This window comes from Chloroflexus sp. (assembly GCF_049970315.1).
Lineage (GTDB): Bacteria > Chloroflexota > Chloroflexia > Chloroflexales > Chloroflexaceae > Chloroflexus.
Genome location: NZ_JBMFNE010000004.1, coordinates 196,524 through 218,856, shown reverse-complemented (window position 1 = coordinate 218,856; position 22,333 = coordinate 196,524). Strand labels below are relative to the sequence as shown.

Annotated in this window: 18 protein-coding genes; 12 read left to right on the top strand and 6 right to left on the bottom strand. The window is 54.8% G+C overall.

The window, feature by feature from the left end; translation table 11 throughout:
* A partial coding sequence (locus ACP5OT_RS04705) for a hypothetical protein (RefSeq protein WP_428131470.1) occupies nucleotides 1-217 on the top strand: 217 nt, incomplete at its 5' end.
* Between the two features lie 7 nt (nucleotides 218-224).
* Here the strand turns inward: ACP5OT_RS04705 and ACP5OT_RS04700 are convergent.
* The 4 genes from ACP5OT_RS04700 to ACP5OT_RS04685 are packed head-to-tail and all read right to left on the bottom strand — an operon-like array spanning nucleotide 225 to nucleotide 3,657.
* Complete coding sequence (locus ACP5OT_RS04700) at nucleotides 225-893, bottom strand: alpha/beta hydrolase (protein ID WP_424676223.1); 669 nt, start codon at nucleotides 891-893, stop codon at nucleotides 225-227.
* On the bottom strand, nucleotides 890-1,459 hold the full coding sequence (locus ACP5OT_RS04695; RefSeq protein ID WP_424676224.1) for a LysM peptidoglycan-binding domain-containing protein: 570 nt from the start codon (nucleotides 1,457-1,459) through the stop codon (nucleotides 890-892). The genes ACP5OT_RS04700 and ACP5OT_RS04695 overlap by 4 nt, the downstream gene beginning before the upstream one ends.
* A gap of 23 nt (nucleotides 1,460-1,482) precedes the next feature.
* Nucleotides 1,483-2,874 (bottom strand): LCP family protein, encoded by a 1,392-nt coding sequence (locus tag ACP5OT_RS04690; RefSeq protein ID WP_428131468.1) that lies wholly within the window; start codon nucleotides 2,872-2,874, stop codon nucleotides 1,483-1,485.
* A gap of 21 nt (nucleotides 2,875-2,895) precedes the next feature.
* Complete coding sequence (locus ACP5OT_RS04685; RefSeq protein WP_424676226.1) at nucleotides 2,896-3,657, bottom strand: PP2C family protein-serine/threonine phosphatase; 762 nt, start codon at nucleotides 3,655-3,657, stop codon at nucleotides 2,896-2,898.
* Nucleotides 3,658-3,777: 120 nt separating this feature from the next.
* Here ACP5OT_RS04685 and ACP5OT_RS04680 point away from each other — a divergent pair, with 120 nt between their 5' ends.
* The 8 genes from ACP5OT_RS04680 to ACP5OT_RS04645 all read left to right on the top strand — a co-directional run bounded on the left by ACP5OT_RS04680 (nucleotide 3,778) and on the right by ACP5OT_RS04645 (nucleotide 15,421).
* Nucleotides 3,778-5,274 carry an aldehyde dehydrogenase family protein gene (locus tag ACP5OT_RS04680; RefSeq protein ID WP_424676227.1) on the top strand — a complete coding sequence of 499 codons (1,497 nt, stop codon included), beginning with the start codon at nucleotides 3,778-3,780 and terminating at the stop codon, nucleotides 5,272-5,274.
* Between the two features lie 227 nt (nucleotides 5,275-5,501).
* Nucleotides 5,502-6,560, top strand: coding sequence for an ABC transporter substrate-binding protein (locus ACP5OT_RS04675; protein ID WP_428131465.1), 1,059 nt, complete (start codon nucleotides 5,502-5,504; stop codon nucleotides 6,558-6,560).
* Nucleotides 6,561-6,563: 3 nt separating this feature from the next.
* Nucleotides 6,564-7,628: a polyamine ABC transporter substrate-binding protein gene (locus ACP5OT_RS04670; protein ID WP_424676229.1), complete on the top strand. Its 1,065-nt coding sequence runs from the start codon at nucleotides 6,564-6,566 to the stop codon at nucleotides 7,626-7,628.
* Nucleotides 7,629-7,631: 3 nt separating this feature from the next.
* Nucleotides 7,632-10,364, top strand: coding sequence for a hybrid sensor histidine kinase/response regulator (locus ACP5OT_RS04665; RefSeq protein WP_428131463.1), 2,733 nt, complete (start codon nucleotides 7,632-7,634; stop codon nucleotides 10,362-10,364).
* A gap of 36 nt (nucleotides 10,365-10,400) precedes the next feature.
* Nucleotides 10,401-10,796, top strand: coding sequence for a response regulator (locus ACP5OT_RS04660; RefSeq protein WP_424676231.1), 396 nt, complete (start codon nucleotides 10,401-10,403; stop codon nucleotides 10,794-10,796).
* Between the two features lie 77 nt (nucleotides 10,797-10,873).
* A complete protein-coding gene (locus ACP5OT_RS04655) occupies nucleotides 10,874-13,222 on the top strand; it encodes a transglycosylase SLT domain-containing protein (RefSeq protein ID WP_424676232.1) in 2,349 nt (782 codons plus the stop codon).
* A 252-nt stretch (nucleotides 13,223-13,474) separates the two neighbouring features.
* A complete protein-coding gene (locus ACP5OT_RS04650) occupies nucleotides 13,475-14,929 on the top strand; it encodes an STAS domain-containing protein (protein WP_428131459.1) in 1,455 nt (484 codons plus the stop codon).
* A gap of 102 nt (nucleotides 14,930-15,031) precedes the next feature.
* A complete protein-coding gene (locus ACP5OT_RS04645) occupies nucleotides 15,032-15,421 on the top strand; it encodes a c-type cytochrome (protein ID WP_424676234.1) in 390 nt (129 codons plus the stop codon).
* 21 nt (nucleotides 15,422-15,442) lie between these two features.
* Here the strand turns inward: ACP5OT_RS04645 and ACP5OT_RS04640 are convergent, their stop codons facing one another.
* The gene (locus tag ACP5OT_RS04640; protein ID WP_428113510.1) at nucleotides 15,443-17,905 is read right to left on the bottom strand and encodes an endonuclease MutS2; all 2,463 of its coding nucleotides are present in this window, start codon (nucleotides 17,903-17,905) and stop codon (nucleotides 15,443-15,445) included.
* A 78-nt stretch (nucleotides 17,906-17,983) separates the two neighbouring features.
* Nucleotides 17,984-18,535: a CvpA family protein gene (locus tag ACP5OT_RS04635; RefSeq protein WP_424676236.1), complete on the bottom strand. Its 552-nt coding sequence runs from the start codon at nucleotides 18,533-18,535 to the stop codon at nucleotides 17,984-17,986.
* Nucleotides 18,536-18,855: 320 nt separating this feature from the next.
* Between ACP5OT_RS04635 and ACP5OT_RS04630 the strand changes: the two genes are divergently transcribed.
* From ACP5OT_RS04630 to rnc, 3 genes are all read left to right on the top strand, one after another.
* A complete protein-coding gene (locus tag ACP5OT_RS04630) occupies nucleotides 18,856-20,193 on the top strand; it encodes an MFS transporter (RefSeq protein ID WP_428113508.1) in 1,338 nt (445 codons plus the stop codon).
* A 162-nt stretch (nucleotides 20,194-20,355) separates the two neighbouring features.
* The gene (gene fabF / locus ACP5OT_RS04625; RefSeq protein ID WP_424676238.1) at nucleotides 20,356-21,597 is read left to right on the top strand and encodes a beta-ketoacyl-ACP synthase II; all 1,242 of its coding nucleotides are present in this window, start codon (nucleotides 20,356-20,358) and stop codon (nucleotides 21,595-21,597) included.
* A 3-nt stretch (nucleotides 21,598-21,600) separates the two neighbouring features.
* Nucleotides 21,601-22,290 carry a ribonuclease III gene (rnc, locus tag ACP5OT_RS04620; protein ID WP_424676239.1) on the top strand — a complete coding sequence of 230 codons (690 nt, stop codon included), beginning with the start codon at nucleotides 21,601-21,603 and terminating at the stop codon, nucleotides 22,288-22,290.
* The last annotated feature ends 43 nt before the right edge of the window (nucleotides 22,291-22,333 follow it).

Here is a 22,333-nt window from a genome sequence, read left to right as displayed (position 1 = left end):
CCTCCTGTCATGTCGAGCGCAGCAAGCCATCTTTCCACACGGAAGATGGCTCGGGCGCTGGCGCGCCCTCGAAATGACAAACAAGACGGTTCGCGCGCGTCCCCTCCTGTCATGTCGAGCGCAGCAAGCCATCTTTCCACACGGAAGATGGCTCGGGCGCTGGCGCGCCCTCGAAATGACACCCGAACCACATTATAGAAAGTATACGGCTTTGTAACCAACCATCACCCATCGCCATGAGGCGGCGGCCCATCGAGTTGCTCGGCCAACCAATGCTGCAACAGGCTGAGACCATTGGGATGCAGACTATGCCCAACCGGATCTTCGTGATAACGGTGACGCAGCGCATGCTGAGCCAGCACATCACGAGTTGCACGGGCCTGCTCCACCGGGATGACATCGTCATACGTACCGTGCAACTGCAAGATAGGCAACTGAGCTAACGCTGGCGCCGGTGGCTGGATCGCCAGCGCCGGATCGAGATAGCCGTTGGCGGCGATAACTCCGGCCAGGCGTTCGGGAATCCGCCACGCGAGAGCCAGGCTCAGGATCGCACCTTGGCTAAAACCAAAGAGATAGGTTCGCTGTGGATCGGTACCAACCCGTTCCGGCAAGGTGCTCACGAACTGGATTAACAATTCGACGGCTTGTGCCCGCCCTACCGGATCGGGAACGAGACGACCTGGTACGCCACTCAGCTCGTACCACGCGAATCCACCCCATGGCAAAGCGATTGGCGCACGCGCACTGACAATATGCATACGGTCGTCGATCAGGTCCGCTAACTCGAAGAGATCGCGCTCGTTACTGCCAAAGCCATGCAGCATCAGCAATAATGGGGCAGGACCGGTCTCAATCAACGGTCGTCGTTCAATCGTTCGAATGGTTGTCATGGAATCACCAATTCCTGTCCGACTTGCAGGTTGTCCCCTTGGGCTGGTGTGAGATTATTGGCCTGTAAGATCGCTTCGATCGAAACACCGAATCGCTCGGCAATGATCCGTAGTGTATCACCGGATTGTACGGTGTAGCGGCGCGGGACTCCTGCCGATTCTGGGGTCACTGTCGGTTCTGCGGTCGCTGTTGGCTCCGGGGTTACTGTCGGCTCTGGAGTTACTGTCGGCTCTGGAGTTACTGTCGGCTCTGGGGTTGCCGTTGGTCGTGGCGTCAACGTCGGCAACGGTGGGGTCGTTGGCAGGATCGGAACGACATCTTCTTCTATCTCGGCAACCGGCGACCAGGCCGGCAACAGCGTAAAATCACCGATCCGCAGCGGTGGCAACGAAGAGCGGGCGATTGTCAGCAATGCTACCGCTGCAATGAGCAACAACAGGCTTGACCCTACCACCATACCTATGTCACCGATCCGATGCTCGAACAACCGCAACAAGATTGCACCGAGCGTAGGCACAACGAAGGTCAATGCTAACAACAACCACAAGAGCGTTTCCGACAACATACCTAATCTACCGCCTCATCTCATCACGGCGACAAGGCCCACGCCGGATTGTAGTCACGCCCCAGCACCAACACAATATCGGCCCCCAACGGTTGTGGTGGTGCATCAGTGGGTGGCGTAGCAAAAACGTATTGTTCCGGCAAGCCCAAATGCGCAGCAAGACGGACCAGAGCTGCCGGATTACCGGTATAGTCGATCAACACCGTTGTCTCCCGACGGTCGGTATTACTCGGTGGTAACGTCCGAAAACCGACCTGCTCAAGCGATCGGCTCACCCGTGCTGCCAACCCATTAACCGGCGTACCGTTAAGGACTTGGACATAAGCCTGCTCGATGATCGACTGCGGCCCGGTCTTGACACGCGCTACCAGCGCCGCAAGATCGCGTCGATTCCAATAGATATCTGAACCGATTTCAGCCACCACCGCAACCTCACGCGGATGAATGCTAAACGAATCCACCCGACTCGGATCGATAGTCTGAGCCAACGTCAGCAATTCGCGGAGCGCCGTCGGATCATCGATCGGCAGTGTTGTCTTCACACTGCGCCGTACTTCTTCGAGTAATGTCCGCCACACTGCGGTCTGCTCGAGTAACCCACGCGAACGAACCGTTTCAAACACTGCACGCACAATCAACTGCTGACGACGAATGCGGTCAAAATCACTTGAACCGTGGCGCGAACGAGCATAGCGTAGCGCCGTCGCCCCATCGAACACTTGCAGACCGGCAGGGATGAAGATACGCTCGTACCCATAATCAGCCGTCGGAAAACTACTATCGAGCAGTGGAGTGGGCACGTCTATCACCACACCACCGATTGCGTCAATAAGCCGTTCAAATCCGGCAAAATCAACCTGTGCGACATAATCAACCGGCAGATCGAGCAACGTCGTGACCGCCTCGGCAACCAGCGCCGCACCGGCTGCGGCCACATCGGTACCAACACCGTACAAATCGGTGGCATGTTGATAGCCATAACTGTAGGCAGCATTAATCTTTTGCTCACCCAACCCCCGGATCATCACCACCGTATCGCGCGGGATCGAGAGCAAGCTCACCCACCGCTCGTTGGGATTAACGTAGGCCAACATCAGTGTATCGCTGCGCACACCCTCGGTACCATCGGCACGACGATCGACTCCCAACAGCAACACGGTAAAAGGTTGGCGAAAAACTGTATGAGCCGGTACCGCAGCATTTGCCGTCGGGCGAGGATCGCGCAAGCGCATCTCGGCCACAACCGTGTGCCAGATCAACGATCCGCTCCAGATCACCAACAACGCCGCCAGCACCAGACCACTCACGATCAAGATGCGCCGGCGGCGACGCCAGTGTTGCGCCCGCAGATAAGCTACTCGCTCACGAGCACTCAGGCGTGCCGATCGTTGTCGCTCATCATGACGCCGATCCATAGCCCTTACTACCCCAGCCGGCTACTTTACCACATCTGGTTCCTCAGGCGGCTCGGAGGGACCGGTCGCAATAATCGGCGCACTCACCATCAACCGACGCAAACCGGGCACATCATCTGCCGGCAAAATACCGAGCACAACCACACTCATATCATCACTCGGTTCATCCTCATCAAGCATTAGTGCCCGCTGCATAATACTCTCGACGAGCGTTTGTGGATCGCGCCCCTCATGGGCCGGCCACGCTGCCAGATAGTTCGGTAATCCCAGATCTTCCCCCCGCCGCTCGCCGGCCCGTAACAAGCCATCAGTAAACATCACCACATACGTGTAGGCCGTAATCGGCAACTCACACATCTGCGGCTTGATCAGTGGCTGTAACCCAATCGGCTCCGATGGAGCGCTAAAACTGCGCATCCCTTGTGGCGTCAGCACAAAAAACGGCGCCGGGTTATTGCGCGTCACAATTATTTTGTGAGCGGCAAAATCAACCGAGAGGATGTTGAGCGTTGCTGCAACCTGACCCATCCGGTAGGTATAGAGATAGTCATGGACAGCACGTGCCACTGCTCCATCATGAGCACCATCCTTCAATAGGGTGATCGCACGAGTCGCCACCAGATGCGATAGGGTTTTCGCCGCACGCCCACTCCCTTGCCCATCAACCAAGACAAACGAAAAACCGCCTCCCGGACGCTCGATCATTTCAATCGTATCGCCGCTCTCTAGCTCGCCAGAGCGGGGAACTTTGGCAACTGCTACGTACATCTCTAAATCGGCCATTGCACTCTTCCCCTCTCACTTGCCCTGTATCCGTTACAGCATACCACAATTTACCTCGTGCTATAATCAAGACATTACCGGTTCAACGTCACAAGTACGTTTATGTCAAGGAGGACAACAATGGCCGCAACGCGGATCTTTCACAATCTGATCGGCGGCGAGTTTGTACCGGCCCAAAGTGGCAAAACCTTCGAGCGACGCAATCCCGCCGACACCCGCGATCTGGTCGGTGTGTTCGCCGATAGTGATGAACGCGATGTTCATGCTGCGGTTGAAGCGGCGAAAGCAGCTTTTGTCACATGGAGCAAAGTGCCTGCCCCCAAGCGTGGCGAGATTCTGCTCCGCGCTGCCGAGTTACTCCAAGCCCGCAAAGAGCAGTATAGTCGCGATCTCACCCGCGAGATGGGCAAACCTCTGTTTGAAGCCGGTGGTGACATCGTTGAGGCTATCGGGATGGCTCAATATGCCGGTAGCGAAGGACGCCGCATGCATGGCGTGACCACGCCATCAGAATTGCCCAACAAGTTCCAGATGAGTATTCGCCAACCCATCGGCGTAGTCGGGCTGATTACACCGTGGAACTTTCCGATGGCCATTGCCTCGTGGAAGATGCTACCGGCGATTGTCTGCGGCAACACGGTTGTCATCAAACCGGGTGAAGACGCTTCGGTGAGTACCTACAATTTGGTACAGTGTCTGATGGAAGCCGGCCTACCACCTGGTGTCGTCAATATCGTGACCGGTTACGGACCAAAAGCCGGCCAACCTCTCGTTGAGCACCCTGACGTACCGGTCATCTCATTCACCGGGAGCACCGAAACCGGCCGACTCGTGTATGAGCTAGGCGCACGCCGGATCAAGCGCGTCAGCCTTGAGATGGGTGGTAAAAACCCGCTGATTGTCATGCCTGACGCCGATCTCGATCTCGCGCTCGACGGCGTCTTGTGGGCTGCGTTTGGCACGACCGGCCAACGTTGCACTGCTACCAGTCGCCTGATCGTTCACCGTACCGTTGCGAAAGAGCTGGTTGACCGGATCGTCGCTCGTGCCCAGTCGCTCCGCATCGGGAATGGTCTCGATCCGAACACCGAGATGGGTCCGCTAGTGAACGAGAAACAAATGCAGCGGGTGCTCAATTACATCGAGATTGGTAAGCAAGAGGGAGCCACCTTGCTCTGTGGCGGCTACCGACTCACCGGCGGCGATTACGACTACGGCTATTTTATTGCGCCGACCGTCTTCACCAACGTCACACCACAGATGCGCATCGCCCGCGAAGAAATCTTTGGGCCGGTGCTGAGTGTGATTGAGGTTGATAGTCTCGATGAAGCGGTGGCAATTGCCAATGATGTGGCCTATGGCCTTAGTTCGGCAATTTATACTCGTGATATTAACGCTGCTTTCCGCGCTATGCATGCGCTGCAAGCCGGGATCGTCTACATCAACGCACCTACCATCGGCGCTGAAATTCACCTGCCGTTCGGTGGTGTGAAGGCGACCGGCAACGGTCATCGCGAAGCCGGCCCGACGATGCTCGATGTCTTCTCGGAGTGGAAGAGCGTCTACATTGACTACAGCGGCAGATTGCAGCGCGCACAGATTGATAACGCCGATTAGTCTATCTCCTCGCATATACATCGACTCCCCTTCACTATCGTCGGGTATGAAGGGGAGTTTTGCTAACTACCAACCGCCTGTGCGAATGATGCCAACTGCCGGAGAACACCTTTGCAAGGCCGCCATACTTCCTTCCAGCTTCTAACATTGCCGATGGAAATATTCTGGTAACACGTATACGGTACGCTTTGTTATGTCTAAATAACGGTGGTAAAAACGAGGTAAAAATGCCCAGCCAACGCTTTGTAACAATCTGTCTATTCTACCTGACAGCTTGTGCTTTCATACCGGTGAGTAATCCTTCACCTCAGCCGCCGACACTCACCATCACCGGCTGGGCCGGTTACATGCCGCCCGCACTGCTCGATGCTTTTAAGAACGAAACCGGTATCGAAGTTACATATCTCGGCTATGATAACTCTGAAGAGGCAATTTCTCAGTTGCAACAAGGGGCACAGTACGATTTATTGATAGTAAGCTATCAGTTCATCCCTGAATTGATACACAACGGTACTATTGCTCCGATTAATCGAGCACATATTCCCAATCTCCGCAATCTCAGTGCAACCTTTCGCGACTTAGCGTTCGATCCAGGTGAACGGTATTCGGTGATTTACCAGTGGGGAATTACCGGCCTGCTTGTGCGCACCGATCTGCTCACCCGCCCAATCAAGCGTTGGTCTGATCTATGGGATCCGGCACTTGACGGCAAAATCTTACTGTGGCCGATCCCACGTGATACGATAAACGTGCTGCTCAAATCGCTCGGCTACTCGATTAACACCACAGACACTGATCAGCTCGCCACCGCTCTAGCCCGCGCACCCGCACTGGCACAACGAGTTGGTTGGGTGGACAGCGAGGTGGCGACGGCTACCCGGTACCTTGTATCCGGCGAATATGCCGTCGCTCTCGCTTGGGCGTATGATGCTCACGATGCTATGCAACAGGATGAACGTATCACGTTTGTTATTCCTGAAGATGGCACCTTCATTTGGCTTGATAGTTTCGTCATTCCTACTACTAGTCCTAATCCCAAACTTGCTGAACAGTTTATTAATTTCTTCTTACGACCAGATATGAGCGCACTCGTGACGAATGAGTTGGCAATAGCCACGGCGAATGAAGCATCGTGGTCGTTGGTTAAGTCGGAGCTACTAGCTGATACCAGCATTTTCCCAAGCAATGCCATCCTCGAGCGCGCAGAATTGGAAGTACCACTTGATCCGGCAACCCAAGAACTTCATCATGAAATTTGGCGTGTATTCACCTTGACGAGATCGTAACCTATGTATCGTGCTATCTTCATTATCTTACTCATCATACTCGCCGCGTGCAGTGGTAGATCATTTGTCTCGCCACCGGTCACCCCAAATGCCACCAAGCTGGTGATTGCCGGCTGGGCCGGATATATGCCACAAACGATTCTCGATGCGTTTAGCACCGAGACAGGCATTGCTGTGGAGTATGTGATCTACGAAGACCAAGCAGTGGTCGTTGAACAACTACGCGCCGGCGCCGATTACGATCTCGTCGTCATGGGAAGCTTTTTCTTACCGCGGTTGATCGACGATGGCCTGCTCGCACCTCTTGATTATGGTCAGATTCCGAACCATCGCAATATTAGCATCAATTTTCACGATCTGAGTTATGATCCGGGTAGCCGCTATTCCGTCGTGTACCAGTGGGGTGTCGGTGGGTTGATCGTTCGGCCCGACCTACTCGACCGGCCGATTAGACGTTGGGCCGATCTGTGGGATCCAGCGCTGGCCGGTAAAATTGCGATGTGGGTGACGGAAGACGACCTGTTTGCTATTACCCTGAAAGCGATGGGGCAACCAGTAAACACAACCGATCGCAGTGTTCTTGCCCAGGCAGCCGAGCGCATCAGCACGCTCTTACCTAACATCACTGCACTTGATCCGATGATGCCTAACGCCGCCGATCTCCTTGCCAATGGCACGTATCCAATTGTATATGGATGGTCGTTCGACGCGATAGCCGGCCATGTTCTGAATCCGGCGGTTGAGTTCGTTTTTCCTGAAGAGGGGCCAATTTTCTGGATCGACACCTTGATTGTGCCTACGTCTAGTACACGTCAAGCAGCAGCTTTTCAGTTCATCAATTTTGTCTTACGCCCCGAGATAAGTGCTCAAATTACTAATGAAATCTACGTCGCAACGGCCAACGAACGAGCAATGCCGTTGATCGATCCAGCTTTACAAGACCATCCGTGGATCTTTCCCGGGCGTATAATGTTGGAAGCGGAGTATTTAACCGAACCGCCGGCGGATATCAAGGCATACCGCCACCAGCTTTGGGAACAAATAGCGACCACGCAACGTGTGAGGTGATGTGTGCAACCCGTGCACGAATGGCAACAACGTCTCCATCAACATCTTAGCACCAGCCTCCGTGCTAAGCTGTCGTTTTTCCTGAGTCTTATGTTGACTATGATTATGCTGGTAGCGGCGTTTGGCGTCTTCCGCTTCATCGAGTCGATTGAACAAGAAGGTTGGGCCGGTCGGCAACGTGAAGCAGCCCAGAATGCGGTCCGCACCATTGACGATTTTTTGCGGCGAATCGAAGACACATTAGCACTGGTTGGCGCCCTCTCGGCTGAACAGGTCGCTACTTCGCCGGAATTGTTGCCGACGGTGCTTGAGCGTGCACCGGCATGGATTGAGATTGTGCGCGTCACCCGAGATGGAAGAGTGATTGCCAAAGCCACCCGTGATCGTTTGTTGTTGGGCGATTTGGTGACGATACCGATGGCTAATTGGTTTCAGCAAGCGCGCGCCGGTCAGCGTTACTTCGGCCCATTATCGGTGACGTTCAATAGCGAACCGTATATCATCGTAGCTGTCCCGGCCAACGATGGCGGAGTCGTCGCCGGTCGCCTACGGATGAATTTACTATGGGAGACGGTAGCCGCCATTCGTTTCGGACGCACCGGTCAAGCGTATATTGTTGATGATCAAGGCGTTATCATTGCCCATGCAGATCCACAGCTCGCGCTCAACTATACCTCCATCGGCAATCGGCCAGAGTTTCGGGAATTTCCGCCTGACGGTTTCCAGCGTTTCTACATTAACCTGCTCGGTGAAGAGACCCTCGGCGTAGCCCTCAACATCCCGACTACTCCATGGCGTTTAATCGCCGAGATACCAGAATCTGAAGCGACTGAACTCTCGACCCGCTCAGGAATTATTTTCACTATTAGCCTTATTCTTTCTGGTTTCGTCATTTTACTCGCTACCAACTATCTGCTTGATCGATTCACATTCCGCATTCTTGCAGAGCTGCGTCGAGGAGCTGAACGAATTGGCAGCGGTGACTTGTCGCAACCCCTCCCGGTACCGCAAGAACGCGAAGTGGCACAAGTGGCGAGTGCATTCAACACGATGATGCACCAGTTACGCGCACGTAACGCTGAAATTGTACGTCAGACTGAAAGCCTGAAGGCTGAAGTCCGAGAACGTCGCCGAATTGAACAAGAGTTGATCCGAGCCCGCGATGCTGCGGAGGCTGCTTCACGCGCCAAAAGTACTTTCCTCGCAACGATGAGCCATGAGTTGCGCACACCATTGACGGCGATCATTGGTTATAGCCAACTCTTAGAACAACTGGTTGATAAGGGGATTTATGAGACGGTAGCTCATGATGTAAGCCGTATCCGGGCTGCCGGAAACCATCTGTTGACCCTGATTAACGATATTCTCGACATCTCGAAGATCGAAGCCGGACGAATGACGGTTAGTGCCGAGTATGCCGATGTCGCCGATTTGGTTCGTAATGCAGTAAATACGGTGTTACCGCAAATGGAGAAAAACCACAACCGGCTACAACTCAATTGTCCATCCGACATCGGTATGCTTAACAGTGATGCGACCAAAGTACGGCAAGCACTCATCAATTTGCTGAGTAATGCAGCCAAATTTACCGAAAACGGGACGGTTACGCTGACCGTCACCCGCTATGAGGATGAGGGCCGGTTATGGTTTCGTTTCACTGTGGCCGATACCGGTATCGGTATTCCGCCAGATAAGATCGACAAGCTCTTCAAGGCCTTTTCGCAGATCGATGATTCGCCGACCCGCAAATACGGTGGCACCGGCTTGGGCCTCGCCCTTAGCCAGCGACTCTGTGAGCTGGTAGGTGGTCGGATCACGGTACAGAGTACGGTTGGCGTCGGATCGGTCTTTACCATTGAAGTGCCTGCCCACCTGAGTCTACCCACACCGGTATCCTCCGATCACTCACTCGATCGCTCTGGCGCAGATGAGCATATGGTATCGGAGGCAGCCGATAATCCAACAATACCGATCAGTCAGGCAATTATTCTGGTCATCGATGATGATCCGACGATCGGTGAACTGTTCAACCGCCTCATCCCGAAAACCGAAGCGTATGTTGTCGTGGCTCATACCGGTGCCGAGGGATTACGGCTGGCAACCGACTTGATACCTGAATTGATCGTGCTCGATATGAACTTACCCGATCTCCATGGTATTGAGGTACTCGCACGCTTGTGTGAAGACCCAACACTGGCAAAGATTCCGATTGTGGTCTTGACCATTGACGACCAGGCCCAACGAGGGTTAACATTCGCCGTATCTGAATATCTGGTCAAACCGGTAGCACCGGATAAACTCATCCAAGTGGTGCAGCAGCATTGCCGTCGCACGCCCAATGAAGCTACTGATTACATCTTGATCGTCGAAGATAATCAGGCATTGGCAGAGATGGTTGCCCGCACACTCCACACAGCCGGTTGGCACACTGAGGTGGTCTCGGATGGTGAGGCCGGCCTGATTGCTGTGCGGAGCAAACCACCCGGTCTCATTTTGCTCGATTATCTGCTACCCAAACTCGACGGTCTTCAGTTTCTGGAAGCATTACGTGCCGATCCGGTTGGACGGGACATCCCGGTCATTTTGATGACGGCCCGCGATCTTTCGGCTGACGAACGACAACAACTGGCAAGCAGCGTCAACGCTATTCTTAGCAAAGCCCACTTTGATATCGAGCAGATTGTCGTGTCTATTCGCGACATTCTACAGACCAAATCAACGATTATCTCTAACTAAGTAGCATTCTTGTGCCTAAAGGTAAAGTTTTTCACTATGGCTAAGATCCTAATTGTAGAAGATGATCAGAACAATCGCGACTTGATTGCCCGGCTGATTCAACTCATGGGCCATGAGCCAATCTTAGCCAACGATGGTGCGCAGGGAGTCGCATTGGCCCGTAGTATGCAACCCGACCTGATTATTATGGACATGGGCTTGCCGGTGTTGAATGGTTGGCAAGCCACCCACCGCATCAAATCGCAACCGACCACCAGCCATATCCCGGTACTCGCCCTGACCGCCTACGCGCTGAACGAAGACCGCCTACGCGCGTTGTCGTCTGGCTGTGACGATTTCGAGACGAAGCCGATCGATATCGAACGGTTTCGTGAGAAGGTGTCGGCAATGCTCGCACGATCAAACCACCGAGCGGATGGTGATACTATTTAGAAATTCTAAACAACGTATCATACCTGTTATGCCCCAATCACCCATGCTATACTGCTCCCGTAGTGAAAGGAGCATGTATGGCCTCGAAGTGGTTAGTTCGGCAACGAGCAGTGATTTGGGTCTGCGGTCTCCTGGGTTGCTGGCTTGTTGCCTGTACGACTCCGGCCTTCCAACCCTCATCAGACCCTACAGCCACTCCGACTGAGCTACCGGCGACCTCCACACCACTGCCGATTACGGCAATCGAACTCTGGCAACGTGCCATTGCTGCCAGCACAATCGGCGATGATGATAGCGCTGCGCAACTCTCGAGCGAGTTATTGCAACTCTTTCCCGCAGCACCGGAAGCACCGCAGGCGCGTTTGCTGCTGGCCCGTTCGTATGCCAAGCGTGGCGCGTGGACATCGGCGGCAGCGGTGTTGCGTCCGTTGTTATCCGATCCGACGCAGCCAATATATGCACCGGCTCTCTTCCTCAATGCACGAGCCAACGAAGCAGCCGGCCTCCATGAGGCGGCGGTAGCTGCCTACAGCGAGTACGAATCCTTGCAAACCCCCCTGGCGCCGTATGCAGCACTGCGGGCTGCCGCCCAATTACGGGTATTGGGGCGATTGGCCGAAGCAGAAGCCGCTTACTTACGCGCAGCGACAAGCACCATCGCTGCCGGTCAACGCGCCGCGGCTTACGAACAAGCAATTGAGCTTGCCGTTATCGCTAATCGTCCGGCCGATGGCGTCGCGTATGCTCGTGCTATCTTGAGTTTCGCGACCCAACCCGACTACCGAGCACGCATCTTGGTACGGGCAGCGGCGCTCGCCGCTACAGCAGGTGATGATGAATCTGCTCGTGCCTTGCGGCGTGAGGCCATCACTACTTATGCCGGTGCTGCTGCTGTGCAGGCAATTGATGACTTACGTGCTGTTGGAGACACAGCGTTCGATCCGTTGGCTGCCGCCCAAGCTTACGGCGCGGTCGAACGGTGGGATGATGTGATCGCAATGCTCGATATGGTCATCGCCTCCGGTCAAGACCCTGCCGAGGCATTACGCCAACGCGGATTAGCCCGGCGCGCACTCGGTGATTTCAGTGGGGCATTGACCGATCTGGCTACAGCCCGCGAACGCGCTACGAACCCGGAAACTTTCCGTCAGGCAGCACTCGATTGGATTCAGACCTACGGCCAGAGCGGAATGACGGCAGAAGCCGCAATGCTGTATCGCCAGTATGCCGATGAGTGGCCCGATGATCCGCGAGCACCGGTCGCCCTTGATCGGGCGGCTCAGTTGTACGACCGGCTCGGCGATAGCGCGACGGCAACTGCCGTGCGGATCGAATTGGGCCAACGTTACCCAACCACAACCCTTGGGATCGCTGCGATCCACCGCGTAGCACTGGCGCGTTTCGATGCAGGTGATCTGACCGGCGCCGGTGAACTGTGGCAAACGCTTGCCCGTCACGGACAAGGGATCGGTCAAGCGTTGGGTGCGTTTTGGGCCGGTAAGACGGCCCAAGCGTTGGATGATCCGGCGGCAGCGGCGTTGTTTCAGCAGGCACAGGTAAGCGCGCCAGATAGTTTTTATGCCGTGCGGGCAGCCGAGGAATTGGGGACTGTTCCTACCGGTTACATCTCATTCACTGCACCAATGGCATCCGACGATTGGCTTACACTAGCAGAATGGGTCCAGAGCTGGGCACCCACCGAATCTCCCAACCAAAACCTTGCCGCAGTAGCTGAACGCGCCCGGTTGCTTGCGGAAGTTGGCTTAGAAGACGAAGCGCGTGGTGAATGGCTCGACGGTTTGCGGCAGATTGGTGAGTCGCCCGTCTTAGCCCTCGATCTGGCGCAACGCGCGTATCAGGCCGGTGCAACATACTACGCACTGCTGGCTGCCGAGCGGCTCGCCCGACTCGCCCCGGAAACTGCCGGCTCTCCCCCAACGAGCCTGCTGCGGTTGCGTTTCCCTACCCCATACGCCGATACGGTGCAACAGGAAGCTACGGCATTTGGGGTTGATCCGCTCTTGTTGTATGCCCTCATCCGTCAGGAGAGCCTGTTCAATCCGGCCGCAACTTCATGGGTGGGTGCTCGTGGCCTAACCCAAGTCATGCCGGAAACCGGGCGTGGGATTGCGCAAAACCTCGGTATGAGCAACTTTCAGCTCGATGATCTGTATCGCCCATACATCAGTATTCGCTTTGGTGCGTTCTATCTCGGTCGCCGCATCGGTGACATGAACGGCAGTTTGCATGGCGCACTGGCTGCCTACAATGGTGGCTTAGGGAATGCCCGACGGTGGGCCGGCGGCAATACGGTTACCGATCCCGACCGCTTCATCGAGATGATCGACTTTAATGAGACACGCAACTACGTATGGAGTGTGTATGCATTTTACGGCGTGTATTGTAGCCTGTATCGTTGGCCGTGATAGGTGATGAGCGCTACTACGTTGGCAACGTTGTCACCACAATGATACAAACTCACAAGGTAGGGCATCCACAGAACTTGTCTCGGCGGATGACACGATGTGCCGGTCGCCCATCTACTGCGTCCGTTACACCCACCGGGTCTTTGCGTTATCCTTTACATTTAAGAACATACCATCTTATCGGATTAATCGTATCTCGCCTGTCAGTCGCCATCACGTTATATAAAAGGTTACTTCCGAGGAAGGTATCGAATGGAATTACTCCTCGTCTTACTCACTTTCGTCATTCTTTCCGCCAGCATCGTTTACGTCTTACTGCAAGACTGGCACGGCACGGCCAATCGCCTGTTTAGCCTGTTTACCGGCAGTTCGCTGCTCTTGACGTGTGCTGGTGCGGTGCGATTTGCGAGTCGCAACCCTGACGAGATTTGGTGGCTATCGGGATTACTTACCTCATTACAAGCAGCCATCTTTGGGCTACTCATTTGGCTCATTATGATTCTGTTCATGCCGCACCGTTACCACCAACCGCTCGTGCGATGGGTCACGATTGCGCCATACCTCTTGATGGCGGTAATCCTGGCAATCGACTGGTATGGTCGCTTCGGCTTTATCGGCAGTGACGTATTGCGTGAAGAGACCGGTATTTTAAGATTCGTGCGTGGGCCGGCATTCTGGCCGGTGTTTGCTCTCTACATTATCGGTTGTATTGTGACCCCGCTAATCATGCTGAGCACTATTGCCGTCCAACATCCGGCAACCCGCGGCCCGGTCGGCTGGCTAATCGGCGGTACCACGCTGACCTTCCTGATGGGTTACGTGTTTCGCGAGCTTGGGATGGTCGCCATCACCTATGTCAGTCTTCTACCACTTCATTTGTCTTTTGGGTGGGTCACCCTACGCTACGGCATCTTTCGCCCTTCGCAAGTTGCGTTGCAAGCGGCGGTCGAACATCTACCTGACGGAATGCTCGTGCTCGACACGCAACGACAGATACGCTACGCCAATCGTGCGGCGCAACGCATTATCACAGGAAACGATAGAAATCAGCAGAGCTTCGAGCAAGCCCTCGCCCAAGTGGGGTTCATCGAGCAGACGTCAACCGAAGATCGTGAGCGACAGCGACGGCGATTTGTCCGACCTACCGATCAAACCATCTTGCTTGCCACTGAAGTGACGATCAACGATGCACAGGGTGGCGCGAGTGTCGTGCTCATCCGTAACGTGACCCGCGCGGAGCAACAGCAGGCCGAGCTGATCGCCTCACGCGCAGTCCTCGCCGAACGAACCGCCGAGCTCGAACGTTCGTTGGCCGAATTACAACAGCGTGACGAGTTACTCCGCCGGTTGAGCCTACCGATCATCCCGCTGAGTGCCACAATGGTGGTCATACCATTGATCGGTATATTCGACGCGGCACGCTGTCAAAGCCTACTTCAACTCATCCTACCGGAAATTGCCGAACGCAACGCAAAAACGGTGTTAGTCGATCTCACCGGATTAACGGCATTTGACCAAACCCTCGCCCACACGTTGTACCAACTGCGCGATGGCGCCCGTCTGATGGGGACGCAGATTATCTTGTGTGGCATCCGACCAGATTTGGCCGAGGTGATGATCCACACCGGTGGGACATGGAACGACCTGCGTTCGTTTGCTACGTTACAAGACGGGGTGAAAGCGTTGCTAACCAACACGATACGGTAAGCGGTGACTCTTGCGCCTTGTAGCAGCGGTTACTGCGATCGATTTGGTTTTAGCAAAGGAACACCGCTTCCTCCATTGCGCCAATCACTCAGGGAATCAGCGATGAATGGCCAACGCGATCTGCTGAAGTATCTGAGGTCCTACAGCATTTGTCTGATGATCATTGCAGTCGTTGGCGGCTGTAATCAAACCGAACCACCCGATCCAATGACCGAGGGTCAACGCATCTACACCATCTACTGTCTAGGCTGCCACAGCCTCGATCCGGCAGGGCCTACTGCACTTGGCCCACCGTTGGCCGGGATTGGCACCCGTGCTGCCAACAATAGCGAAGGGCTGAGCGCAACTGAATGGCTCCGGCGTGCGATCATCGACCCTGATGCCGTCGTGACACCGGGCTACACGGCGGGATTGATGCCGCGCACCTACGGTACCGATTTTCGCCCACCGCAACTAGAGGCACTTATCGCGTACTTAGCGAGTCTCAAATAACTCATAGGCGCACAAGCCACATCACCGATCCACGAGCGTAGCGATAGTCACCCCATCACCGCCATCACGACCACCGCCGGTAAACGATGCTACCAGCGGATGGGAAGCTAACACATCACGCACCACCTGGCGCAAAGCCCCGGTTCCCTTACCGTGAATGAGGCGAACCTGGTGCAAACCCGCCAGATAGGCATCGTTGAGGTAACGGTCAAGCTGACCACTCACTTCAGAGACACGCCAGCCTCGCATATCGAAGGTCATCGAGACATCGGGCATTGACGGCAGATTCACCTGTCGCTCTGGAAGCGTAAAGCGGTGTTCACCGTTGTCCGCCGTCTTAGCACGCTTCAACTCGCTACATTTGACGGTCAAACGAAAACCACCGACTTGCACCGTTGCCGTCTCATCGTCCGTATCGATAGCCATAATTTCGCCGTTGAGACCAACCGATGCCACATGAACCGTATCACCAACCTGCAACGGACGCTCGGCAGGTGGTGGCGGAGCGGACGGCGCCATTTGTCGCTGCAACCGTTCGGTAGCCTGCTGTGCCTGCTCGGCAGTAGCGACCAAGCGCTTTTCAGCCTCTTCCAACCACTGACGCGAAATGCTCACCGAACGATACTCTTCACGTAACCGACGCAACTGCTGGCGGACCTCACGTAGCTCCGTCTCGATCTCTTGGCGAGCGGCAGCCAGTGCTACTTCACGTTCAGCGGCAAAAGCTTGCTGCTCGGCGGCCAGACGGTCACGATATTTTTCGGCATCAGCACGCAACTCTTCAGCTCGCCGCAACTCCTCCGCTGCCGCTGCACGTTCACGCTGGATGCCGGCCAATAGGTCTTCGACCTGTGCCTCATTACGGTCGATAAACGAACGCGCCTGTTCGATCAACGCCGGATCGAGACCAAGCCGCGCAGCAATCGCCAGAGCGTTCGAGCGACCAGGAACACCGATACTCAGCCGATAGGTCGGTGCTAGGGTCTCAATGTCGAACTCGACCGAAGCATTCTCAACCCCCGGTGTTGCGTAAGCAAAAGCCTTCAACTCAGGGTAATGGGTCGTTGCAACCGCTAACACACCCAATTCCAGCAAACGCCCGATAATCGCCCGTGCCAACGCCGATCCCTCAACCGGATCGGTACCGGCGCCCAACTCATCGAAGAGCACCAACGCCGCAGGTCGCCGATCATCGAACAATGCCTGATCGGCAGGAGCAGAGGGGAGCGACTGCGCCTCCGTCAGCGTCTGGAGCACACGAATAATGTTTGCCATATGCGAAGAGAACGTGCTCAGACTCTGTTCGATGCTCTGCTCATCACCGATATCAGCGAAGATGTATTGAAAGACCGGCAACCGTGAAGGTTGATCGGCAGGAATCTGCATACCGGCTTGGGCCATCAACGCAAGCAGCCCGGTTGTCTTAAGCGCAACCGTCTTTCCACCGGTATTTGGCCCGGTAATCAACAGGATTGAAAATGTGCCACCCAACCAGAGATCAATTGGTACCACCTTATCAGGCGGCAAAAGCGGATGGCGAGCGCGGATCAGGCGCAACGGCGGCTCAGGCGACGGTGGGTCATTGGGTCGCCAATCAACGATCTCCGGCGCAGTACTGCGGGTAGCAATTGCGTACCGAGCGAGGGCAAACGCCAGATCAAGCGTGGCCAGCGTATTGACGGTACTAACAATCGCACTTACCGTTCCACCAACCTGCTCTGAGAGGGTGCCGAGAATGCGTTGCACCTCTTCCGCCTCGGCCGATTGCAATTCACGCCAACGGTTATTCAGCTCAACAATCGCCAACGGCTCGATATAGAGGGTTGCTCCCGAACCCGACTGATCGTGCACCAAGCCACGCACTTCACGGCGATGGCTCGCCTTGACCGGAATCACATACCGTCCGTTGCGCACAGTAATAATCGGTTCTTGCAGAGCAGCAGCCAACGTACTGGAATGGATCATGCTCTGCAATCGCTCTTGCAAGCGATTGAACGCCACTCGTACCTCGTGGCGGAGACGGGCCAAGGTCGGGCTAGCACTATCGAGCACTTGCCCATCATCGCCGATAGCCTGCTCAATAGCCTCGATCAGATGTGGTAGCGCAGGTAACGTATAGCCGAGATCGCGCAGGTTTGGGAAGCGATCATCGAGTCGGCTGAGACGTTGGCGCAACGTGGCAGCGCTCCGCAGGGTTGCGGCAATATCACGGAGTGTCGTCCCATCGAGCATCCCACCGCGTGCTGCATGATGAGCAGATCGGCGCACATCGCGAGCACCGCCAATCGTGAGATCAGGCCATTCTTCGAGCAATAGCCGAGCCTCAGCCGTGAGGGCTTGACGGCGGCGTACCTCGTCCAGATCGGTGGACGGCGTCAGACTTAAGGCCAATTCACGCGACGCCGAGAACGCGGTATAGTGTGCGAGACGGTCGCGCACAGCATCAAATTCAAGTGTATGAAGCGATGTTTCTGGAATCGACATAGCTGTATCGTTGTAGCGCAATGTACCCCGTTCAGCCTATCACCGATCAGGGGTGAACACCATCAGCCTGGAGATTGATTATTGTACCTGAAAGATAATCCGAGCCGCATCAGGCAAGATCGGATCAATGAGATCATACAAACTCGGCAAAATTGCATTGGCAAAAAAACGTAACATAAAGGAAGTGCCAATTTGTCCACCCAACCAGCGCGTAATTGGGTAATCGATATTAGCAAAACCACGCACAATAAAGAGGTTCCAAAGCAGAACTGCTGTTAAGCCAATGGCGAGACCACCGACAACAACTCCGAGAACTGAGCCGACAATCCGGTCAATCATTTCGATGGAATGTGGTGTTTGTACATAGCGAAAACTATAGATACCGACAATCGTGAGCACCACAAAACAAAGGAGATGAATCAAAGCGAACGCCACATATTGGCTAACAAAACGTTGTCCACCAAGCTCACGGACAAAGATATCGGCCAGTATTTGGTAGTATAAACTTGCAATAACGGTACTGAAATAAAAAGAAAGAATAACCAATACTAAACGGATCGTACCGTTAAGGAAACCAGCAGCTAACGCACCAAAGAATAATATTACAAAAAACAGATCAACAACATTCATTCGAAAGTCTCCTTGGTATGAATTACCGTTGTTGAGCACCAAACAACCATCTGGGCGATTATAGCACATTATCTTGCGATTCTTCCGGTTGACAGCGCAACAATCTATGGAACAACCACCCCCACAACCTCAACGAGACGCCTACAGACACCACGCCGGCATCAGGCTACCGCTGTACTGCGTGCGGTATCATCTCCACTAATGCTAACCGATCTGCTATGCCTGAGATCGAGATTCAGCCCATTACCTCACTGCGGTGAGAGAGTATTCACTAACACTGGCGCTATGAACGCTTGTTTGTCGATTGCAAGGGTATCGTTATGAGCAGCACCACCAACACTACAACCGAAACTACGCAACTATCCACCTCTCCTGCTGTTACGGATCGGATCACACCACTATCACCGTTAGAAGTTCAGCGCGGCATGATCATTTCGATCTGGGAAGGAGCAATTGCCAACATTCACATCAGTATTACGGGTGCAATCGGCGGCAGTGTATTTCTCAGCGGGTTTGCACTCTTGCTCGGTGCGAACACCTTTCAGATCGGCCTCCTCGGTGCTTTGCCATTTATCGGACAGTTCTTTCAGTTTCTGAGTGCGTACCTTGAAACCCGCTTTGCTAAGCGCCGCCCAATCGTGTTATATACAGCGCTAGCCGGACGTTTGGTGTGGGCCTTTCTCCTTTGGTTACCCTTCACCGGCTGGCCGGCAGCGTGGCAGTTGAATATATTCTTTATCGCGCTCGGTTGCTCGTATGCGCTTAACGGCATGGCCGGTAATGCATGGATGAGCTGGATGAGCGATCTGGTGCCGGCCAATCGGCGCGGCAGTTATTTTGGTTGGCGTAATACGATTGCCGGTCTGAGTAGCATGGTGAGCGTCTATCTAGCCGGATTAACGCTCGATCACTTTCGAATGAAGCACGCGGAGGCCCAAGGGTACGCCGTGATCTTCGGTGTCGCAGTGGTAGCAGCGTTTGGCGCGGCCCTGCTTATCGCACGCCAGCCTGAACCACCCTTAACACCACGCCCGTGGGTAGGAATTGGCACATTTCTCTTTAGTCCGCTACACGATAGTTCCTTCCGCCGCTTTACCATGCTGGCTACGGCGTGGGCTCTCGTGACCGGTATTGCTGCACCGTTTTTCAATATCTACGGCCTTACCACCTTGCGACTTGATTTCTCACTGCTGGCCTTGACCGGTATCGTAACAACTACAGTGGCGCTCGTCTTTTCACCGTTGGTCGGCTGGCTGATGGATCGCTACGGATACCGGCTCGTCGTGACTGTTTGTGTGATCGGGACGATCCCATTGCCACTCGGTTGGGTCCTCTCAATACCGCACAATATCGTGCCGTTATGGCTTACCTCGATCTTTTCTGGTGTCTTCTGGCCGGGGGTTAACCAAGGTCTCGGCAATCTGCTGATGGAACGAGCACCGGCAACCCAACGGGGAACGGCGATGGCGATCTTTAGTCTCATCACCGGCTTTGGTACACTCATAGCCTCATTAGCCGGAGGTGCGCTCGGTCAGATGATGAGTCAAACAACGCTCCACCTTGGGTCACTGACAGTCGGTGGTTTGGCCGTGTTATTTGTCTTGACCATGCTCGGTCGGATGGTAATGGCCGGTGTGTTTTGGCGAATCTTACGCTAATGATGGGATTGCATAGTCAGACCGAGAGAGCGGTAGTCGCTGCTCAACTTCATCAACTATGGACAACTGCAAGCTGTCATCACTCGTGTCGTGACGTGCTATAATGCGCGCCGATATGGTTGTTGGTAGCTTGTATCTTGTATGTTATCACAAGGAGTCACTATGGATCGACGGGTGGTAGTGACCGGAATAGGGGCAATCAGCCCACTTGGTCTGAGTGTAGCTGAACTCTGGCAAGGGATCGTCACCGCGCGTAGTGGCGTCGGTCCGATCACCCTGTTCGATCCAACCGGGTTTGATACGACCTTTGCCGCCGAGGTGAAAGGGTTTGATCCAACCAACTATATGGATCGCAAAGAGGCGCGCCGCACCGACCGCTTTGTCCAGTTTGCCGTAGCCGCTACCAAAGAGGCACTGCGCGACGCCGAGTTAGACATTACCCCAGCCAACCACGATGAGATCGGCGTCTTTATTGCGAGCGGGATCGGTGGGATTGCCACCCTCTCTGAGCAATTGGAGGTGCTCCGTAGTCGCGGGCCAGGCCGGATCAGCCCGTTCCTCATTCCGGCGATGATCACCAACCTTGCTGCGGGGCAGGTCTCAATTATCACCGGTGCGCGTGGGCCGAGTTATTGCGTAACTTCAGCGTGCGCCAGCTCGGCGCATGCGATTGGCGAAGCTGCCGAGACGATCCGACGCGGATGGGCAAAGGCGATGATCGTCGGTGGTAGTGAGGCGAGTATTACCCCCATCGGTGTGGCCGGTTTCAACGCGATGCGGGCCCTTTCGACCCGCAACGCAGACTATGCCCACGCTTCGCGCCCCTTCGACGCCGAGCGCGATGGTTTTGTGATGGGTGAAGGTGCAGCGGTGCTGATCCTCGAAGACCTTGAATTTGCCCTTGCCCGTGGAGCACGGATCTTGGCCGAGATTGTCGGTTACGGAGCAACTTCCGATGCCTACCACATTTCAAACCTCGCCGAAGACGGTGAAGGAGTAGCGCGAGCGATCCGGTTGGCGTTGAAACGCGGCGGTATTGCACCGAGTGAAGTTGACTATATTAACGCTCACGCAACGTCAACACCGGCTGGCGATCCGGTGGAGACAGCGGCGATCAAGCAGGTGTTCGGCGGACGTGAGCAATCACCACCGGTTAGCGCCAGCAAATCGCAATTCGGGCATCTCCTCGGTGCAGCCGGTGCGATTGAGGCGGTCGTAACCGTGTTGGCTATGCAGCATAATCTGTTGCCGGCCACGATCAATCTCCAGAACCCCGATCCGGCTTGCGATCTAGATTTTGTGCCCAATCAGCCACGTCCGGCCCAGATCGAAGTAGCCCTAAGCAATTCATTTGGCTTTGGAGGGCATAATGTCTGCCTCGCCTTCCGCAAGTATCACGAATAACGTATGGTCGAACGATTAGCAGAGCTTGAACGGGCGCTCGGTATCACATTTCGTGATCGCAAACTGCTCCAAACGGCGCTAATGCACCGTTCGCTGTTCAACGAGCAACCACACTTACTCCGTAGCCTTAGCGATAATGAACGGTTGGAGTTTCTCGGCGACTCGGTGTTGCATTTTGTTACAACAACGTGGCTATTCCAGCAGTTTCCCAATCAGAATGAGAGCACCCTGACCGGTTGGCGCGCGGCACTCGTTAGTACGAAAGGGTTAGCTGAATGTGCCGCTACCCTGAATCTTGGTCAGTATGCCTTCTTGTCACGCGGTGAAGATACACCAAAGGGGCGAGAACGGGCAAAGTTACTCGCCGATTTGTTTGAAGCTGTGATTGGGGCTATTTACCTCGATCAAGGGTTGGAAGCGGCACGTACCTTTATTGAGCGGTTTCTGCATGAACGGATCGGTACAATTCAAACAGCCCTACTCGACCCAACGACTCGTTTACAAGAGATTGTTCAAAGTCGACATAAACAATTACCCAAGTACCACCTGATTGAAGAACGTGGTCCTGATCATCAGCGCGAGTATGTGATGGCGGTAACAGTGGAAGGACACGAATATATCGGCACCGGATCCAGTAAGAAAGCCGCTAAAAAAGCAGCAGCGCAGGCGGCACTTGCCGATATAGACCGGTAACACAAGGCGGTTGTAAGGTGTGTGAGGAGACACAGGGCCGCAC